Below are 19,384 nucleotides of genomic sequence, written 5' to 3' on the forward strand. Positions count from 1 at the left end.
TTTCGACACGCACGCCGCTTGCGGCGTTCTGCCAGCCCCCGAGGATCTTCTTGCACGGAAAGACAAGCGCATGCTCGCCGTCTTCGTCCAAGACGGCCAGTTCAAGCTCCCGGTCAAACGGAGCGCTTTGGATCGGTTCCCACATTATTTTCATATGATCCGTGCGCGCACCAAGCGCCGCCTTGATCTGAATCATTTTTGTGAGCCACCGCATCATTGTTTAGACGCCACCGGCGCGGCTGACGCGAAGCCGGTCACCGCCGGCACACCGCTGTCCGCTTCTTCGTCGCCGGGCAGCCAGGCATTCACCGCTCGTCAATCGGACAGCGTTGCGGAAGCTGCTTTCGTCGATCGGACGTCACCGCCAGGTGGCCGTCCGCGGCGCGAAGATGTGGGTCACGAACCTACAGATGGCCAGCCGTTCCAGCGTCGTCGGCGCGGATAATATGACTTGATCCAACGCAATGCGCGGACAGGGAAGAAATTGGACACTGGCGGGAAATCTTCAGGGAACACGCGCGATGACCCATTTGTCCCATTCTTCCTTTGGCGGTTTCAGCCACGCTTCACAGCAGGCGGAGCATTGGGTCAAGGAGCTCGCCAAGGATCTCAACTGGAGCGAGCCGAGCGCCTATCGGTTGATGCGATCCGTCCTGCACACGTTGCGGGACTGGCTGTCGACAGCAGAAATGGCCGACCTTTCGGCACAACTGCCCGTGTTGATCCGCGGCGTTTACTTCGACGGCTGGAAGCCATCCTCGACGCCTGTGTGCGAAAGAAAGAAGCGCGACTTCATCGCCAGCGTCAGAGCAAGCTTCGGCTATGATGACGACGTCGATTTCGACGTCGCCCTCAATGCTGTCTTCGCGCTTCTCGAACGCCACATATCGCATGGAGAGATCGTCCAGGTGAGAAACTCCCTGAAGAAGTCGCTTCGTCAACTTTGGCCGGCGGACTGAGCGATGTTTCGTGACTGAAAGGATGCCGGAGAGAAGCTTGGCGCCGAGTTGGCAAAGCTTCAATTGCACGAACCGGTCGTGCTGGCACTCCCGCTCGGTGGCGTTCCGGTCGCGGTGGAGGTGGCCAGGGCACTCAATGCTCCTCTCGACCTGCTCATCGTCTGCAAGATTGGCGCACCAGGCAACCCGGAAGTCGCAGTCGCGGCCCTTGTGGATGGCGAGCCGCCGGACGTCGTTCTCAACCGGGAAATCATTGAAACCTACGCGCTCGACGATGCGGCTCTCGCTGCCTTGATCCGTGCTGAACGCCCGAAACTGGAACGTCGGCGCCTGGTCTATCGCGGCAACCGGAAGCCCCTGTCGGTTGCCGGAAAAACCATGGTCGTCGTCGACGACGGAGCCGCGACAGGAATGACCATAAAGGTGGCGATACGCGCGCTGAAACGCCGCTCTCCCAGAGAGATCGTTGTCGCAATTCCTGTCTCTCCCCCGGATGCGGTGGCGGATCTCGCGCGCGAAGCGGATCGGGTCGTATGCCTCAGTCAGCCGGGCCAATTCCGCGCATTGAGCTATCATTTCCTACGCTTTCCGCGGGTTTCGGACGAAGAGGTCACGGCTGGCCTGACCGAGGCAGCCAGCCGGCACGTCATCCGATATGGTGGCGAAAATCCGCCGGCGCCGACGTGACGAATTTCGACAGTCACGAAAGATAGGAGATCGCACCGATGCTCATTCGAACGCTTTCCACCCTGGAGTGTACGAAGTTGCTGACCGCCAATCGTGTGGGCCATCTGGCATGCGCGAAAGACGGACAACCTTATGTCGTGCCAATCCACTACGCGCACGCCGACAACCATCTTTATGCGTTCTCCATGCCCGGTAGGAAGCTCGACTACATGCGCGCGAACCCGCTGGTTTGCGTTCAAGTCGGCGAACGCGGCGAAGGGAGAAACTGGAAAAGCGTGGTTGTCGAGGGTCGTTTCCAGGAACTGCCGGACCGCCTCGGCCACAAGCTGGAGCGGGATCATGCCTGGACGATGCTGAGCAAGCACACCGACTGGTGGGAGCCTGGCGGCCTTAAGCCGGTCTCGCCGCCGGTGTCGGATAGCGCCCCTCACGTATTCTTCAGAATTTCCGTGGAGCAAGTGTCCGGTCGAGAGGCCAAGGACTAGGGCGGGCCAGGCGGGAGCAGCGGCACATTGCCGGTATCCTGGTATTTCCACTCAGGACCGTCTCCCGATCGTCAATGCCGAGCCCTTGCCAGGCCCATGCGGGAGGCGCGATGCCATCGAAATCGTCCGGGGCGGTCATGGCCCAGGGTTCGAAGGTATGCGGCGCGGCGCATGCGTCGAGGGGGTGAGCGGAATGGCGCTACCAGTCAGTCTAGGTAATATCCCTTAGGGACATAACCGAATTTCGCGACAGCTGGATTCGCGCGATTGCTGTGACACGGATCAACCGGGGAACAGCCATGCACGCCTACACCGCCTCCCGAATTGCACTGCCTTCGCAATCCGCACGGATGACCCCAAGTGCGGCATTCGACAATGCGCCGCAGCCGGTCAGTTTCCATACCGCCGGCTCGGAAATCTATGCCCAGGGCGAGAAGGCCGGAGCCTTCTACCAGATCGAGTTCGGCGCCGTTCGCATCTACCGTCTGCTTGCCGACGGCCGCCGACAGATCAGTGCCTTTCACCTTGCCGGCGAGACGTTCGGCTTCGAAGCGGACACGACGCATCACTTCTTTGCCGAAGCCATCAACGCGACCGGCGTTCGCGCCATCCGGCTCGCGGCTGACGCGGACGTCTCCCGTCAACTGCTTCCCCTTGCGCTGAAGGGTCTGACGCGGGCACAGGAGCATCTGCTGGTTCTCGGGCGCCAGACTGCTGTCGAACGCGTAGCGGCGTTCCTTCTGGACATGGCCGAGCGCCAGGGTGGGCTACAGCCGGTCGAACTGCCAATGTCGCGGATGGATATCGGCGACTATCTGGGCCTCACCATCGAGACCGTGTCGCGCGTGTTCACCAAGCTGAAGGACAAGGGCATGATCCGCCTGCATGGCCTGCGCAATGTTGAGATCGTCAGATACGAGGCCCTGCGCAACATCAGCGAATGACATTTGATCGATCTCGCCGCCGACCGTTCAACTGCGCGTGAAGGGCTCTGCCCTTGATGGAAATCAAAGCGGCATGAGAATCGTCGTCCCATTTATTGCCCGGACCAGCCGAAAACTTTTCGATCAGGGGACGAACTCATGAATTACCAGCGGTTCTTCGAAGAAGCGATCGACCAGCTCCATGCCGAGCGTCGCTACCGCGTCTTCGCCGACCTCGAGCGCATCGCGGGCAAGTTTCCGCGCGCCATCTGGCGCTCCAACGGCCGCGCCGAGGAAATCACCGTCTGGTGTTCCAACGACTATCTCGGCATGGGCCAGCACGCCGACGTCATCGCCGCGTTCCAGAACGCGGCCGGCAAAATGGGCTCCGGCGCCGGCGGCACCCGCAACATTTCGGGCACCTCCAACCCGCTGGTCGAGCTCGAGCATGAGCTTGCCGACCTGCACGGCAAGGAAGCGGCACTCGTCTTCACCTCCGGCTTCGTCTCCAACGAAGCGTCGATCTCGACCATCGCGCGGCTTTTGCCCAATTGCCTGATCATCTCGGACGAGCTGAACCATGCCTCGATGATCGAGGGCGTGCGGCGCTCGGGCGCCGAGAAGAAGATCTTCCGCCACAATGACGTCGCGCATCTGGAAAGCCTGCTGCAGGCGGCGGGGCGCGAACGCGCCAAGCTGATCGTCTTCGAGAGCGTCTATTCGATGGACGGCGACATCGCGCCGATCAGCGAGATCGTCGAGCTCGCCGAGCGCTACAACGCCATGACCTATATCGACGAGGTCCATGCGGTGGGCATGTACGGGCCGCGCGGCGGCGGCATCACCGAACGCGAGGGCCTGGCCGACCGCATCGACATCATCGAAGGCACGCTGGCCAAGGCGTTCGGCACGCTGGGTGGCTACATCACCGGCACCAGTGCGGTGGTCGACGCGGTGCGCTCCTACGCGCCCGGCTTCATCTTCACCACGGCGCTGCCGCCGGCGATCGCGGCCGCGGCCACCACGTCGATCCGCCATCTCAAGCAATCGCAGGCCGAGCGCGAGGCACAGCAGCGGCAGGCGAGCCGCACCAAGCAGATCCTGTCGGCCGCCGGCCTGCCGGTGATGGACTCCCCCACCCACATCGTGCCGGTGCTGGTTGGCGATCCGGAGCTGTGCAAGATGGCCAGCGACCGGCTGCTTGGCGTGCACGGCCTCTACATCCAGCCGATCAACTATCCGACCGTGCCGCGCGGCACCGAGCGGCTGCGCATCACACCGACGCCGTTCCATTCGGACGCCCTAATCGCCGAACTGCAGGACGCGCTGGTCGAGACCTGGGATGCGCTCGGCATCCCCTACGGCTCGGCCGGACGGCCCTCGGTCGCCAAAAGCGACCGCATCATTCCGCTGCTGGTGCTCAAGTCGGGCGGCTGAGTATCACCGCGGAGACAATCTCCCATGTTCACAGCTCCCCCAAACCTCCGCGAGAATGGCCAAGACAAGGCAAGGTCGTTCCAAGGCGGTGCCGGCGCTCGCCCTCACACTCCATTTTCCGGGCCCGAAACACTTCCCGCTGCCAGGGCCCTGGCAGCTTCAGACTTGCGTTCAAACCTGGTGTTGCAGGCGACGCGCACGATAGTGCGTCTATCGTTCAGCGCATTGCTGGCGCTGTTCGTGAGCGATCTATTCACACGGACTGCTAGCCTGCCATTCTTAGGTGCTGCGATCGCCGTTCTCGCGCTCGGATCCCTCGCCGGGTTGGTCGCCGACCTCAGGGCCGCCAGTTTGGAACAAGCAGGGCAACTCAGAAATGTTCCCCGGCCCGGAAAGGTCCAACCCTGGTTCCGGCTGCTATCAGATAAGCGGTCGACCAGCCGATCAGCAGAAACCCATTGATCCCTTCAAGGGCAGCCAGCATGCGCCAGCCATTGGCGGGGACGATGTCGCCATAGCCAATGGTCGAAAACGTGACTGTTGAAAAGTACAGCGCAGTCTCGAAATCGGGAAGAACGCCTAACAGCCTGTAGCATACCGCCCACAGCCATATCTCCGTGGTGAGCACCGCAAACAGCCCCATCACGACGGTAATCATGGCGATCACCCGGCCCCGGCTGCCATGCATGCGGAAATACAGGACCAGCTTGGCCATTGCCCTCGTAATCGCCATCAGGCCGAACGTGTGGATAAGCACGGTCAGACCGATGATTATCGTACCCGTTGCGAGATCCGCAAACATCGGCTCAGGCAGCGCGAGACGGGTCCGGCCAACGCCAGCCGCTGACCTCGGGCATATCGGCTCCATGTTCGACTATGTATTGCTTGTGCTCGATCAGGCTGTCGCGGAATGCCTGCTTCGCATACGCAGCGGTCGAGCCCAGCGAGCCGACGCGATCGATGACGTCCATCGCCAGATGAAAGCGATCGATGTCGTTGCGCACAGCCATATCGAATGGCGTCGTGGTGGTGCCCTCCTCCTTGTATCCACGAACATGCATGTTTTCATGGTTGGTGCGCTTGTAGGCCAGCCGATGGATCAGCCAGGGGTAGCCGTGATAGGCAAAGATGACCGGGCGGTCCTTGGTGAAGAGTTCGTCGAAGTCGGCATCCGAGAGACCGTGTGGGTGCTCGCTTTTGGGCTGCAGCGTCATCAGGTCGACCACGTTGACGACGCGAACCTTCAGTTTCGGCAGGTGCGTGCGAAGCAGGTCCACCGCCGCCAGTGTCTCCAGGGTCGGCACATCGCCACAGCAGGCCATAACGACATCGGGATCATCGCCACGATCGTTGCTGGCCCATTCCCAGATGCCAACGCCGGCGGCGCAGTGCTTGATTGCCTGGTCCATGTCGAGCCACTGGGGTTGCAGCTGCTTGCCGGCGACAATGACGTTCACGCGGTTCCAGCTGCGCAGGCAGTGGTCCGTGACATAAAGCAACGTATTTGCGTCTGGCGGAAAATAGACGCGAACGATATCGGCCTTCTTGTTCACGACATGATCGACGAAGCCCGGATCCTGATGACTGAAGCCATTATGGTCCTGGCGCCAGACATGGGACGTAAGAAGATAGTTGAGCGACGCGATCGGCCGCCGCCAGGCAATCTCCTTCGAGGCTTTGAGCCATTTGGCGTGCTGGTTGAACATGGAATCCACGATGTGGATGAAAGCCTCGTAACACGAAAAGAAGCCGTGCCGCCCGGTCAGCAGATAACCCTCGAGCCAACCCTGGCAGGTGTGCTCGCTCAGGATTTCCATCACCCTGCCTGTCGGCGAAAGGTGATCGTCATAGCTGAGGGTCTCGGCGTCCCAGGCTCGATCCGTCACCTCGAACAAATCCTGAAGTCGATTGGACGCCGTCTCGTCGGGACCGAAGACCCTGAAATTGCGCCACTCCGCATTGGCCTTCATGACATCGCGCAGGAAGGCGCCGGTAACCCGTGTCGTCTCGGCTTCAGAGCCGCCCGGGCGCGCGACCGTCACCGCATAATTCCTGAAATCCGGCAATCGCAGCGGACGCATCAGCGCCCCGCCATTGGCATGCGGATTGGCGCTCATGCGTCGTTCGCCGGTCGGTGCCAATGCGGCTATCTCGGCACGTAGACGACCGGCCTCGTCGAAAAGCTCCTCGGCGCGGTAGCTGCGCAGCCATTCCTCGAGCAGGCCGAGATGCTCGGGCCTGTCCATGGTGAACGGCACCTGGTGCGAGCGCCAGAACCCTTCGGCCTTTTTCCCGTCCACGGTCTTTGGTCCTGTCCAGCCTTTCGGCGACCGCAACACGATCATCGGCCAGATCGGCCGCCTCACCTCGCCGCCTTCACGTGCATTTCGCTGGATCTCGCCGATGTCGGCAAAGGCGTCGTCGAGCGCTGCCGCCATCTTCTGGTGCATATCCGCGGGTTCATCGCCTTCGACGAAGATCGGGCGATAGCCGTAGCCCTTGAACAGCGCCTCCAATTCGGCAGGACTGATGCGCGCAAGGACGGTCGGGTTGGCGATCTTGTAGCCATTGAGATGCAGGATGGGGAGGACCGCCCCGTCACTGGCCGGATTGAGGAATTTGGTTCCATGCCAGGAGGTCGCGAGCGGTCCCGTCTCGGCCTCACCGTCTCCCACCACACATGCGGCAATCAAGTTCGGATTGTCAAAGACGGCGCCGAATGCATGCGACAGGGAATAGCCGAGTTCTCCACCCTCGTGAATCGAGCCTGGAGTATCTGGGGCCGCATGGCTCGGGATGCCGCCAGGGAAGGAGAATTGCCGGAATAGATGGCGCATGCCGGCTTCATCCTGCGAGACGTTGGGATAGAGCTCGCTGTAAGTACCCTCCAGCCAGGTGTTGGCGATCACACCGGGCGCGCCGTGACCCGGTCCCGCAATGAAAAGGACACTGTCGTCGCGCTCCTTGATGATCCTGTTCAGATGGACGTAGATGAAGTTGAGGCCAGGTGTCGTGCCCCAGTGGCCCAGAAGCCGCGGCTTGACGTCCTTCATGCTGAACGGCTCGTGGAGCAGCGGGTTGTCGAGGAGATAAACCTGTCCGACGGACAGATAGTTGGCCGCGCGCCACCAGGCATTCATGAGGTTCATCTGTTCGGGCGACAGAGACTTGGCACGTGCTCGGGTTCTGTTTTCGCTCGTCATTCGCGTTCTCCGTGGACACAATAGCCAGATGAACATGACCGTTGAGAGTCGGTTCCACTATAGGTTCGCCATTTGTGGAACTCCGTCCCGCTGATCGCCTTGATGTCGGTCAAGGATTGCAATTCGCGAGCCGGGCAAGTCGCGCATTAGGAGATCGAGACGATGGCTGACGCGATCCTGACACTGAATGCCGGTTCATCCAGTCTCAAATTCGCATTGTTTGCTCACGATGGAGATCGCCTGGTCCCGGCGTTTCGGGGCGAGATTGAGGAAATCAACACCAACCCGCGACTGACAGTAACGGACGAGGCTGCGGCAGTGTCGGCCGATCAGACCTGGCCCGACGCCGCCGGCGACTTCCGGTCCCTGTTGGAAAAGGTTATCGATTGGATTGAAGGCCATGCCGCCAACCATCGCGTCGTAGTGGTTGGCCACCGGATCGTGCATGGCGGGCCCGACCATTTGGGACCGGAGCTGGTCACTCCAGATCTTCTGGTGGCACTGGACGATCTGACCCCACTGGCGCCACTGCACGAGCCGCAGAACATTGCACCGATCCGAGCCATTGCCTTGGTGCGTCCCGCCCTGCCCCAGATAGTGTGCTTTGACACTGCTTTCCATCACACCATGCCAGCAGTGGCTAAGCGTTTCGCGCTCCCCCGTGAGTTTGAGGCAGCGGGCCTCAGGCGTTACGGCTTTCACGGCCTTTCCTACGAATATATTGCAGGTCGCTTGCCAGAGATTGCTCCGCAATTGGCCAAGGCGCGCGTCGTCATCGCGCATTTGGGCAATGGCGCGAGCTTGTGTGCTTTGCGCGCAGGCGCAAGCGTCGACACCACGATGGGGTTCAGCACACTTGACGGCCTGATCATGGGAACGCGACCTGGCAGTCTCGACCCGGGCATTGTCCTTCATCTGCTGCAACAACGGGGCATGGGCGTGAGCGATGTCGAGGATCTGCTCTATCGCCGGAGCGGCCTGCTTGGCGTTTCCGGCGGCATCTCCAGCGACATGCGCAAGCTGCTCGCCAGCACCGACGCCGCCGCTGCCGAAGCCGTCGAGCTTTTCTGCTACCGGATTGCACGTGAATCCGGAGCGCTGGTCAGTTCGCTCGGCGGCCTGGACGGCCTGATCTTTACGGCGGGCATTGGCGAGCACGCGCCGCGCGTGCGCGAACTCGTCTGCCGGAGGCTGCAATGGCTGGGCATCGAACTCGATCTGGACGCAAACGCCCGCAATGACGCGAAAATCAGCACGCCGGCAAGTCGTGTCGAGGTTCGCGTGGTCGCGACCGACGAGGAAGCGATGATTGCCCGGCATGCTTTAAAGGCGATCCGACCCGACTTTCATGCGTAGCCAAAACTTCGGCTAAGAGGCTTCGGCGGCTTGATTGCCGAGCTGCTTTGTGACCAGCACCAGCGTAGGGTCGTCCGGGTAGGAACGAACGACGAAGCCCATGTTTCGTTCAAGCTCGATGGCATCGAAGTTGTCTCGGCTTTCGATCGACTCGATCGCTGCCAGACCGCTCCTCTCCGCCTGCTTGGCGACAAAGGACAGCATCTCCCATCCAATGCCGCAGTCCCTGTAGTCCGCGCGCACCGAGACGGCGACTTCGCCACGGCGGCCATGCCGGTCGCAGGCCAGCATGGCCGTCGTGACCGCGAACTTGCTGCCGGCGATAAAGCCGATATAGGTCTCGGTCGTGCGATGATCGACATCAATCATTGCATGGATCTGTTCGGGCCTGACGGCTTTTTGGCCAGACAGGAAACGGAAGTGCAGATCATCTTCGCGAACTTGATGGAAGAGTTCATCGAGAACGGCCTCGTCGCCTGCACCCGCGGTTCGCACATGCAGTTTGAGGCCAGTGCGGGTGGTGATTTCCCAAGATTGAGCGTCCATTTGAGTAGCCTTTCGATAGCGACAGCGCCCGTTGCAGATGGCGCGATGGAGCCTCCCATAAGTCACCGCGGGCCTCGCTGCCTTGAGCTAGCGCAAAGACAGGACCTTGAAAATTCACTCTCCAGCCGAAGCCCGCCTCGAAGTCGATGCGCATGCGGCTGACGAGAGCCTTTTGGGACATCGGCCGCGCGGTTTGAACGCCGCTGACTAAGCGACAAACCACCCCTTTCGCACGTCGTTGCCGTCAATCCCCGCACGGATCGCAGCAAGGTCTTGTGAGACCGGCAGTCTTGAACCCATGTGTGAGACAGGTGTCATCACCGAGACGCAGAAATTGACGAACAGGCTCAAAGTCATTTCCTTCAAACCTCGACGACTTATTCGATAATGCTCAATTCAACTTCGAAGAAGTTGACATAAATCATTGATAAATAACAATACGGCAGGCCTGAGAGCGTGATGTTCCTCAATAAAATCAATGGCTTAGCGGATGTCTAACCAACCCATATCCTTCGTATCGTCTCGTATGGTCTGGCGAACCTAAGGATCAGGAGGACGACTAGTTTCAATGCAAGCGGGAGTTTCCCTTTCCAACCAGGGTCGGTGAGCGCATGAGCGCGGCTGGTTTGAGGCCGAAAACTGCCCGACCGCTATCGGGACGAAGTCACCAACAAGCGGCCGTTCCGTTGAATGGCCGCGTCGGGAGCCGACCTAGCGCGATGTGTTACCAAGTGACTGGGGCCCTTTCCTCGGCTAGTATTCGGATGGGGCCCAACAATGCCGCGCGCGCTAGTTTCGCTGGTACTGGCGCTGAGGCCCGACCGCAGCCAGCCCGGCAGAGGCCGAAGAGCTCAATCTGGGGTCAAACGGGGCTGCGGTTATCTAGTCGAGCGATCTGCCAGGTCGCGCCGGTCGCTGCTCAGGAGCCTTGGCGCAGAGCAGGCTCCTGGTTGGCGCGGATTCAGCCAATGTTTTCCAGCTGCTCTACCAGTATTGCAGAAAAGACCTCCGCGATCGGCCGCTTTGTTTCGCTCGGTTGTATGACGAAATAGGGATATGGGGCTGGAATCTCGAGATCCAGAACCTTGATCAGGGAGCCGCGGCGAAGATCCTCAGCGCAGAGGATCGAACTACCGACAGCTACTCCGCAGTCCTCTCGGGCCCCCTGCAGGGTCAGGTAGGCATTCGGAAAGTACATATGCTGTCGAGGCAATATCTGCCCTGCCGCACTGGTCCTGATCAACCTTTGCCAGTCTTCTCCATCATCGGAGTGCAACAGTACATGGTTCTGCAGGTCAGCCGGCGAACGCAAGGCATTGCGATAGAAGAGGTTGGGACTGCAAACCGCAAAATAGCGTTCGTTTTTCAGGATGGCGTATCGTGACCCATGGATCGGCCGCTCGCCATACGAAATGACAACGTCCATGGCCTCGCTGGCCTGTTCAATGGGAAAGAGCCGCACTGTCACGAGTGGAAATCTGTCAGCAAACCGATCGAGGATGCCCATCAGACGCAATGCGGCAAGCCCCGGTGCACAGGACACATGCAGCTCCCCTTCGAAACTGTCGCTCGCGGCGGTTCGGCAGGCGCTCTGAATTTCCTCAAAGGCTCTGCTGAGCTTGGCAAAGAATGCTGCTCCGGATGCCGTCAGAGAGAATTCCTTTCGGCTCCGCACGACCAGTTGGGTCCCAAGCTGTTCCTCCAGTGTCCTTATGTGGTGCCTTACCGCGCCAGGGGTGACGTTCAAATCCCTCGCAGCCCCCGGAAAACCTCCAAGCTTGGCCACGGAGAAGAAGGCTCGCAGTGACGAAAGGTGGAGCAGCTCATTGTGCATCTGTTTATCCGCGTCAATTTAATTGGCGTAATTTGCTATATTTATTGATTTGCGTCAATTTCATTATTGGAGTTACGTTCCTGATCAAGAAAAACGTCGATAGTGGACCGTATGTCATTCCGGGAACACCCATCAGCCTGCGGCGAAGACGCGTTCATCCGGATGGAGGATGTGAGCAAGAGGTTTGGCGCGCTCACAGCTCTGAGCAGCGTCAACCTTGATGTGCGCCAAGGCGAGTTCCTGACCCTGCTGGGCCCTTCGGGCTCGGGCAAAAGCACGACGCTGATGTGTCTTGCCGGCTTCGAGGCGCCGAGTGAAGGGCGCGTATTGCATCGAGGCGAAGACTTTACGAGCCTTTCACCGGAAAAGCGTGGCTTCGGTGTGGTTTTCCAAGGCTATGCCCTTTTCCCGCACATGAGCGTGGCCGAAAACGTTGCCTATCCCCTTGTCGTCCGAAAAATCGCCCGGGCCGAGCGCGAGAGAAAAGTCCGCGCCATGCTGTCGACGGTCGGGCTCGGACACTACGAGGATCGTCGCATTCAGAGCTTATCGGGTGGGCAACAGCAACGCGTGGCCCTGGCCCGGGCACTGGTGTTCGGCCCCAACCTCCTCCTCTTGGATGAGCCGTTTTCCGCGCTCGACCGGCGCCTTCGCGGCGAAATGCAGTCTGAATTGACGCGCATACATCAGGAACTGGGAACGGCTTTCGTCTTCGTCACGCACGACCAGGATGAGGCTCTCTCCCTGTCTGATCGCATTGCTGTTTTCAACAAGGGAAGAGTCGAGCAGATCGCCGAGCCCAGCAAGATATACGAAGAGCCCGCTACGACATTCGTCGCGGAATTCGTTGGCGAAACCAATCTTCTCGACGTGACTCGCGTCAAGGCCGTTGGCGATCCCAATCTCTATCATGCCCACTACGGCGATACCGAAATCATCTGCCGCGGTCCGCAAGACGCCGTGCCGGCGCCTGATAGCAAACTCAGCGTTCGTCCCGAGGACGTTGAACTGCACGCCACCCTCCCGGTGAATGGCACGCAGCTCAACGCCATAAGTGTCCGACTGCTCCGCTCGACATATTTTGGCGCATCTGTAGAGGCCCTGCTTGGGGACCAGGCCGATAGGCAATTTCGAGTCCGGCTCAGCACGAAGCGTGCCCGCAACACCGGCCTCGAGGATGGCCGCAGCTATTGGCTGAGCTGGCCCAAAGGGACGGGCTACCTGGTTCCAAAGTAACCGACCGCATAAACATAACAACCGAGGGGTTTGCAATGACTGAGAGAACATCGCATTTCACACTACCGAACATGACACGTCGCCAATTCGGCATATCGGCCATGGCGGCGGCTGCCGCCGGAGCCATCCTCCCGCGTTCGGCTTTTGGAGCCGACCAGTTGGTCGTCGCCAACTGGGGCGGTAACTCGGTGACTGCGTTCGAACAGGCATTTGCAGAACCATGGAGCAAGCTCAACGCCGGCAAGCTGGTTGTCGACGGCGGGGGACCGAGCGAAGGCGCCGTCAAAACGCAGGTGGAAAGCGGCGCGGTGCGCTGGGACGTCTGCGACGGCGAAATGTACTCGTCTTATCGTCTTGGCAAGGACAACCTTGTCGAAAAGCTGGATTATAACATCATCGATAAGACGCTGGTCGGCTTCGGGGACGTTCACGACTATGGCGTTGCCAATTATGTCTACAGCTATGTCATCGCTTTCGACGCCAGCAAGTTCGGCGGCGATCCGCCGAAGAGCTGGGCCGACTTCTGGGATGTCAAAAAGTACCCAGGCAAACGGTCGCTCTATAAGTGGATGAGCGCAAATCTCGAGATCGCGCTGCTTGCTGACGGCGTCAAGCCGACGGAACTCTACCCGCTCAACCTCGATCGGGCCTTGGCAAAGATCGCCGAGTTGAAGCCGCATATCCTTACGCATTGGGAGACAGGAGTTGAGAGCCAGCTGCTACTGCGCGACGGCGAAATAACCATGGGTCAGGTGTGGAACACGGGCGCCGAGCTGGTCAAAAAGCAGACCTCAGGCCAAGTGGATTATACGTTCGATCAGGCCGTTGTTTCGCCATCCGTTTGGTTCGTCCCCAAGAACAACCCGGCCGGACGCGATGCCGCGATGCGCTTCATCCGCATGGCGCAGGATCCAGCAGTGCAGGCAAAACTGATGGAGGTTAACGGTATGGGCCCGGTCAATCCGGCTGCCAACGCGCTCCTGTCGCCCGAGCTGCAGAAGATCAGTCCATCCGCGCCGGACAATTTCAACCGGTCGGTGCTGATGGACAACAAGTGGTATGCCGAGAACTACGGCCAGGCGCTGGATAAGTACACTGCGCTGATCTCCGGCTAAACGCTTCTCTTAACCAGCCGGCGGAGCGTTCCGCCGGCGTCTCCCATGGAAACGATCTGATGGCTACTCGTGATGCGAGCTGGCTCGGCTTTTCGCTTGCCCTGCCGCTGCCGACTTTGCTTGTGCTGGCTTATCTTCTACCGCTTGCTGGCGTGCTTGCCTGGAGCATGAGCACGCCTGGTGGCATTGGCTTCGGCAATTACAGGCAGATCGCAACGGATCCGCTCGTTGTTTCCATTCTTCTACGCACGCTAAGGATCTGTGTTGCAGTCACGCTGATCAGCGTCGCAATCGCGTATTTCCTCGCCTATCACCTTCGTTTCGGCTCGCCATGGAAGAAGCGGGTAGTGCTCATTGGCGTGCTTATCCCGTTCTGGCTTTCCTCGCTAATAAGGGCCTTTGCCTGGCTCATGATCCTTCGCGCAAACGGTCTCGCAAACACGTTTCTGCAGTCGACGGGAATGATCGCTGAGCCGCTGGCGTTGGCGCGAAACGAACTCGGCGTCATGATTGGCATGACTCACTTCCTGGTGCCCTATGCGGTGCTGCCGATCTTTTCGTCGCTGCAGCATATCGACAACCGGCTTATTCAGGCATCGCGCAGCCTTGGCGCCGGTTTCTGGAGAGGCTTCAAAGACATCCTCGCGCCTCTGTCTAGCTCGGGGGTGCTGGCGGCAACGATCATTGTCTTCATCTTCAGCCTTGGTTTCTTCGTGACACCTGCGGTTCTCGGCGGCGGTCGCGTGGTCATGGTGGCAGAGTACATCTACCTGCAAATGTTCCAACTCTCCAACTGGGGTCTCGGCGCGGCGCTCAGCGGCATCCTTATGGTGGTCGTGGTGGCCCTCATGTTGGCGCTGATCAAGATCGTCGGGATCCGCCGACTCATGGATACCGCGTCGTGAGAAAGTTCGCGAGTTGGGCCGGAATCCTGCTGGTCATTACCTTTCTTCTGCTGCCGCTCATCGTCATCATTCCGTTGTCGCTTACGCCAACGAGCTTTCTCTCGTTCCCGAGCAGGGCGTTGTCCTTGCGACACTATGTGGCGTTGTTCACCGATCCCAAATGGATCGGTTCAGGGGTGGACAGCATCATCGTCGCCACCCTCACCGCAATTTCCTGCACGCTGCTGTCTGTGGCCATGGCCAGCGGACTTTGGCTGATGAACAGCCGCTGGACGCCTGTCTATGTCACGATCGCGCTGGTCCCGATCGTCGCGCCACAAGTCGTGTCCGCCATGATTATCTATTATCTCGAAGCGCGGCTCGGCATTCTCGACAGCTACGCCGGTCTCGTCGTCGGGCATTGCATCGTAGCCTTGCCTTACGCCGTCATTACCATGCTGGTGGCGTTCGCACGGCTGAGCCGGTCACTGGAGCGCGCTTCCCGTTCGCTTGGCGCGAGCACCTCGATCACGCTCTGGCACATACTGCTGCCGAATGTGAGATCCGGAATTTTCGGTGCGGCATTCCTGTCCTTCGTGATCTCGTGGGATGAGGTTGCAGTCACGTTGTTCATTTCGGGCCTGAATGTGATGACGCTTCCGAAGCGCATCTGGGATGGACTGCGCTTCGACATCAATCCGGTCATCGCTTCCGTATCCGTCATCATGATCATCGTCACGATCATCGCTCTCATCGCCTACGCTAAGCGCTCGACCGAGCGTTAATTCGAAAGACCAGGAGTACCACTATGTTGACTGCATTTTCGTTGACCACCTACCGCGACCGGCAAAAGAAGCTGCGTGCCCGCATCAAGAAAAAAGAGCTTGATGCTCTGATCGTCAACTTCCCGGATAATATCAACTATCTGACCGGTTTCGACAGCCTTGGCTTCCTCTGGTACCAGGCGCTTATTGTCTCCGAAAAGGTCCAGCCGGCGCTGTTTTTCACTCGCACTTCAGAAATGCCTTGCGTTCACGAACTCTCGGCGATCGAAGATGCGGTCTTCTACGATATTGCCACCCAGGATCCGCTAGAGCTTGTCGCCAAGGCCCTGATCGACGCCGGCCATGGCAAGGGCCGTATCGGTGTCGAGACCCATGCCTTCACATTCTCGCCCGATCAGTTCCTCCGGCTGCAGAAATATCTGCCTGATGCGACACTGGTGGATGCTTCGACGGCCGTTGCCGAAGAGCGCCTCATCAAATCACCACAAGAGATCGAGTATCAGCGCTCGGCCGCGCGCATGGCCGACTACGCCATGAAGCGAGCTTTCGAAGCGATCCGGCCTGGTCGTTCCGAAGTGGAGATTGCCGGCGAGATTGCAATGGCACTCGGCGAGGCCGGAAGCGAGTACAGCGCAATCTCACCGATGGTGGCAACCGGCCGTCGCAGTACCATGACGCATGCCATGCCGCATCGCCAAGTGGTCAGCGTCGGCGATGTCGTCCTCGTTGAACTCGCTGGCGTTTGCAATCGCTACCACAGCATTTTGATGCGCACCGCAGTGGTGGGCAATCCTTCGCCGCGGGTCAGAGAGGTCTCGGACCTGCTGACGGAATCCTTCAACGCGGCGATGGACGCCGCCAAGCCCGGCCAGCCGGTTGGCGGTACGAACACGGCATGCAACAAGGTCCTCAACCGCATGGGCCTCGCCAAGACCCGCGTCCATCGTATCGGCTACAGCTTGGGTCTTGCCTATCCGCCTTCCTGGCTCGAAGCCATGATGCTGGACGAGGCCGACGACCATGTGTTCGAGCCAAACATGTCGTTCTCGATGGAGCCTAACCTGTCGCTTTACGACGAAGGTTTTGGCCTCAAGCTCGGCGATACGGTGCTTTGCACCGAAGCGGGCTCCGTCAGCCTATCCGAGCTTCCACCGACCTTGACCATCCTGGGTTAAAGGGCGACCGCGATGTCACAGGCACCCGCGATGGACGTTTTCTGGAACGACGATGTGCTGTTCCACGATACCGGATTTGGCTTTTTTGAAGCACCGGAGAGCCCGATGCTCTCTGTTCAGATTGCACACCCGGAGGGCCCAGACCGCATCCGCAACATGAAGTCCGTCCTGCAGCGCGGACCGGTTGCGGAGCGATTGCGCTGGCGAACCAGCACACATGCACTGGAAGCGGATCTGATCCGCTTCCATGAACAAACCTATGTTGCCGAGGTGAAGCGGGCCGCCCACGAGGGCCGGCGTTTTACCGCGACAACGTTGCTCAGACCCGGTGCCTGGCCCGCCCTTCTTGCCGCTGCCGGGGCGACACTCGATGCTGGCCGCCACGTTCGTGTGACGGGCTCACCGGCCTTTGCGCTGGTCCGCCCACCCGGTCATCACGCGGGGCGCGCGATGGCCGACGGCTACTGCTTCTTCAATCATGTCGGTATCGCGGCGGAAGATGCGATCGCGAACGGCATAGCCCGCGTGGCGATTGTCGATTGGGATGTCCATCACGGCAATGGCACCCAAGCTGGCTTCTATGATCGCGCCGACGTGCTGACGGTCTCCATGCACATGGACCACGGCGCATGGGGTCCAACTCACCCCGAGACCGGCGGCGTGGACGAGACCGGCACCGGCGCGGGTGCGGGCTTCAATCTCAATGTCCCACTGCCGATGGGGTCGACGGATGCGACATATCTCGGCGCATTCGATGAGATCGTGGCTCCGCGACTGCGGGCCTTCGAACCTCAAATGCTGATCATTGCAAATGGCGTCGACGCGGGTCAGTTCGATCCCAATGGCAGGCAGCTCGTTACCATGTCGGGCTTCCACGCCTTGGCGTCGCGCGCACGGGCACTGGCCGATGAACTCTGCGCAGGGCGGCTGCTTGTCGTCCAGGAAGGGGGCTACAATCCGGCTTATGCGGCATTCAGCGTGCATTCGGCAATCGAGGGCTTCGCGGGCCTTCCGGAGAGTCTCAAGGATCCGCTGGGTTTCATGCCGCAGGCCGAGCAGCGCGCGAAACACGACGTGGATTGGCTGAAGGCCCGGATTCTGGCCGGGCAATAAACACTCGGCTTCGGCACGCCGGTGTCGGACTTCAGCTTCCGCCGGTTCGGCGGGCCGGCCACGACCTCAAGCCGCGGCAGCCACAGCCAAGTGATGCCTGTGCGGAATTCTCGTTCACGCAATATCGATCGGCAAAGGAAAATTCGATGAGCAGAACACGCCACTACAGATGAAGTCCAACAAATTTCACCAACACCACCAACGTCATGTGTCGACGCTGAATGGTCTCACATCGGGCCCTGAGGAGATTACAGTGGCCGACAATCTGTCCACAGCTGACCGGCGCGTTTTCTGGCACGACACCGTGGTGACGCAGCCGTCCTGCCCTCCCCTGGCGGCCGACGTAAAGTGCGATCTGGCAATTGTCGGCGGCGGATTTACCGGACTCTGGACCGCTCTTGAGGCACGACGTCAACGGCCACAAGACCGCATCATCCTGATTGAGCAAGGTCGTTGCGGCGATGGAGCGTCTGGGCGCAATGGCGGTTTTTGCGCACCCTCGATTTCACATGGCGTCGGCAATGCACTCAAGCGCTGGCCAAAGGAGGCTGAGGCGCTGGTGCGCCTAGGCAGGGTCAATCTCGACGAGTTTGAGGCCGATCTGGGTGAATTCGGCATCGATGCTGAGTTCGAACGGAAAGGCAAGCTGAACGTCGCAGCCAAGCCCTGGCAGGTGGAAAGTCTCCAGTCCTGGGCCAGCAACTATCGAAGGTTCGGCATAGACTGCCAAATCCTCACTGGAGACCGCTTGCGCGAAAAGTTCGATTCGCCAGTTTATCCAGCCGGGCTTTACGAACCGAACTATGCCTTGCTCAATCCAGGGAAGATGGTGGCCGAGCTGCGGCGCGTTGCGCTGGCGAAATCGATCGAAATTCATGAAGGCACGACCGCCAGCGCGTTGCGCGTGGTACAAGGCGCAATAGAGTTAGGGACGGCGGGTGGGATCATTCGCGCCCGACATGTGGTGCTGGCAACAAATGCTGCGCCTCCGCTCCTTAGCCGCCTGCGCAACGCGATCATTCCGATTTTCGATTATGCTCTGGTGACGCGACCTCTCGACAATGACGAGTTGGCGTCGATCGGTTGGACCGGCCGGCACGGCGTAGCCGATTGCGGAAACCAGTTCCACTATGTTCGCAAGACCGCCGACAATCGCATCCTTTGGGGCGGCTTTGATGCGATCTATCACTTTGGCTCGCGACGAGACGAAGTCTTCCTCAGACAAAGCCAAAGTCTTGCTCGTCTGGCAAAGAACTTCGCAACCGCATTGCCGGCCCTCGCCCATGTGCCATTTACACATGCATGGGGCGGCATCATCGACACCTCCGCGCGGACCACGTTCTTTGCGGGACTGGCTTGTGGCGATCGCGTTGCCTACGCCATGGGGTTTACCGGACAAGGTGTGTCAGCCAGCCGATTCGCCGCGCTGACAGTGCTCGATCTGCTTGGAAAGCGTGATAGCGAGCGGACTCGACTAGCCATGCTGCGCCGTCCACCATTCCCGTTTCCTCCCGAACCTATTCGATGGCTGAGTATTCGCTGGGCTCAACGTGGACTGGCGCGCGAGGACGAGACCGGCCGACGTTCCCTGCTCAACAAGGCGCTCGATACGCTCGGCGTCGGGTTCGATTCATGAAGGAGTAAAG

18 protein-coding genes are annotated in these 19,384 nt (G+C 59.9%); 14 read left to right on the forward strand and 4 right to left on the reverse strand.

Annotated elements, in window-relative coordinates:
• Nucleotides 1-70: 70 nt before the first annotated feature.
• The 6 genes from FJ930_RS30070 to hemA all read left to right on the forward strand — a co-directional run bounded on the left by FJ930_RS30070 (nt 71) and on the right by hemA (nt 4,491).
• The gene (locus tag FJ930_RS30070; protein ID WP_181763351.1) at nt 71-445 is read left to right on the forward strand and encodes a hypothetical protein; all 375 of its coding nucleotides are present in this window, start codon (nt 71-73) and stop codon (nt 443-445) included.
• Nucleotides 446-521: 76 nt separating this feature from the next.
• The gene (locus FJ930_RS11730) at nt 522-959 is read left to right on the forward strand and encodes a DUF2267 domain-containing protein (RefSeq protein ID WP_141837726.1); all 438 of its coding nucleotides are present in this window, start codon (nt 522-524) and stop codon (nt 957-959) included.
• Nucleotides 960-1,007: 48 nt separating this feature from the next.
• Complete coding sequence (locus FJ930_RS11735) at nt 1,008-1,646, forward strand: phosphoribosyltransferase family protein (RefSeq protein WP_246676877.1); 639 nt, start codon at nt 1,008-1,010, stop codon at nt 1,644-1,646.
• 38 nt (nt 1,647-1,684) lie between these two features.
• Entirely contained in the window at nt 1,685-2,131 is a 447-nt protein-coding gene (locus tag FJ930_RS11740) for a pyridoxamine 5'-phosphate oxidase family protein (protein WP_141837728.1), read from the forward strand.
• 299 nt (nt 2,132-2,430) lie between these two features.
• Nucleotides 2,431-3,075 carry a helix-turn-helix domain-containing protein gene (locus FJ930_RS11745; protein WP_141837730.1) on the forward strand — a complete coding sequence of 215 codons (645 nt, stop codon included), beginning with the start codon at nt 2,431-2,433 and terminating at the stop codon, nt 3,073-3,075.
• Nucleotides 3,076-3,213: 138 nt separating this feature from the next.
• Nucleotides 3,214-4,491: a 5-aminolevulinate synthase gene (gene hemA, locus FJ930_RS11750; RefSeq protein WP_141837732.1), complete on the forward strand. Its 1,278-nt coding sequence runs from the start codon at nt 3,214-3,216 to the stop codon at nt 4,489-4,491.
• 370 nt (nt 4,492-4,861) lie between these two features.
• Here hemA and FJ930_RS11755 read toward each other — a convergent pair whose 3' ends face one another.
• Together FJ930_RS11755 and FJ930_RS11760 are read right to left on the reverse strand one after the other, a co-directional pair.
• A complete protein-coding gene (locus FJ930_RS11755; RefSeq protein ID WP_141837733.1) occupies nt 4,862-5,293 on the reverse strand; it encodes a potassium channel family protein in 432 nt (143 codons plus the stop codon).
• Between the two features lie 4 nt (nt 5,294-5,297).
• The gene (locus FJ930_RS11760; protein WP_141837735.1) at nt 5,298-7,694 is read right to left on the reverse strand and encodes a phosphoketolase family protein; all 2,397 of its coding nucleotides are present in this window, start codon (nt 7,692-7,694) and stop codon (nt 5,298-5,300) included.
• A 162-nt stretch (nt 7,695-7,856) separates the two neighbouring features.
• Between FJ930_RS11760 and FJ930_RS11765 the strand changes: the two genes are divergently transcribed.
• Nucleotides 7,857-9,050 carry an acetate/propionate family kinase gene (locus FJ930_RS11765; RefSeq protein WP_141837737.1) on the forward strand — a complete coding sequence of 398 codons (1,194 nt, stop codon included), beginning with the start codon at nt 7,857-7,859 and terminating at the stop codon, nt 9,048-9,050.
• Between the two features lie 12 nt (nt 9,051-9,062).
• On the opposite strand, the gene FJ930_RS11770 is transcribed toward FJ930_RS11765, so the two are convergent.
• Both FJ930_RS11770 and FJ930_RS11775 read right to left on the reverse strand, forming a co-directional pair.
• Nucleotides 9,063-9,662, reverse strand: a complete 600-nt coding sequence (locus FJ930_RS11770; RefSeq protein WP_141837739.1) for a GNAT family N-acetyltransferase — start codon at nt 9,660-9,662, stop codon at nt 9,063-9,065.
• 895 nt (nt 9,663-10,557) lie between these two features.
• Nucleotides 10,558-11,430, reverse strand: a complete 873-nt coding sequence (locus FJ930_RS11775) for a LysR substrate-binding domain-containing protein (RefSeq protein WP_141837741.1) — start codon at nt 11,428-11,430, stop codon at nt 10,558-10,560.
• 162 nt (nt 11,431-11,592) lie between these two features.
• Between FJ930_RS11775 and FJ930_RS11780 the strand changes: the two genes are divergently transcribed.
• The 7 genes from FJ930_RS11780 (at nt 11,593) to FJ930_RS11810 (ending at nt 19,374) form a co-directional block, all read left to right on the forward strand.
• Nucleotides 11,593-12,666 (forward strand): ABC transporter ATP-binding protein, encoded by a 1,074-nt coding sequence (locus FJ930_RS11780; RefSeq protein ID WP_140746765.1) that lies wholly within the window; start codon nt 11,593-11,595, stop codon nt 12,664-12,666.
• Nucleotides 12,667-12,701: 35 nt separating this feature from the next.
• A complete protein-coding gene (locus tag FJ930_RS11785; protein ID WP_141837743.1) occupies nt 12,702-13,781 on the forward strand; it encodes an ABC transporter substrate-binding protein in 1,080 nt (359 codons plus the stop codon).
• Nucleotides 13,782-13,840: 59 nt separating this feature from the next.
• Nucleotides 13,841-14,686 (forward strand): ABC transporter permease, encoded by an 846-nt coding sequence (locus FJ930_RS11790; protein WP_141837745.1) that lies wholly within the window; start codon nt 13,841-13,843, stop codon nt 14,684-14,686.
• Nucleotides 14,683-15,450 (forward strand): ABC transporter permease, encoded by a 768-nt coding sequence (locus FJ930_RS11795; RefSeq protein WP_141837747.1) that lies wholly within the window; start codon nt 14,683-14,685, stop codon nt 15,448-15,450. Before FJ930_RS11790 ends, FJ930_RS11795 begins: the two co-directional genes overlap by 4 nt.
• A gap of 23 nt (nt 15,451-15,473) precedes the next feature.
• The gene (locus tag FJ930_RS11800; protein ID WP_141837749.1) at nt 15,474-16,625 is read left to right on the forward strand and encodes a Xaa-Pro peptidase family protein; all 1,152 of its coding nucleotides are present in this window, start codon (nt 15,474-15,476) and stop codon (nt 16,623-16,625) included.
• 30 nt (nt 16,626-16,655) lie between these two features.
• Complete coding sequence (locus tag FJ930_RS11805; protein ID WP_141837751.1) at nt 16,656-17,738, forward strand: hypothetical protein; 1,083 nt, start codon at nt 16,656-16,658, stop codon at nt 17,736-17,738.
• A gap of 253 nt (nt 17,739-17,991) precedes the next feature.
• Nucleotides 17,992-19,374 (forward strand): FAD-dependent oxidoreductase, encoded by a 1,383-nt coding sequence (locus tag FJ930_RS11810; protein WP_246676878.1) that lies wholly within the window; start codon nt 17,992-17,994, stop codon nt 19,372-19,374.
• The last annotated feature ends 10 nt before the right edge of the window (nt 19,375-19,384 follow it).

The organism is Mesorhizobium sp. B2-4-15, assembly GCF_006658505.1.
GTDB lineage: Bacteria > Pseudomonadota > Alphaproteobacteria > Rhizobiales > Rhizobiaceae > Mesorhizobium.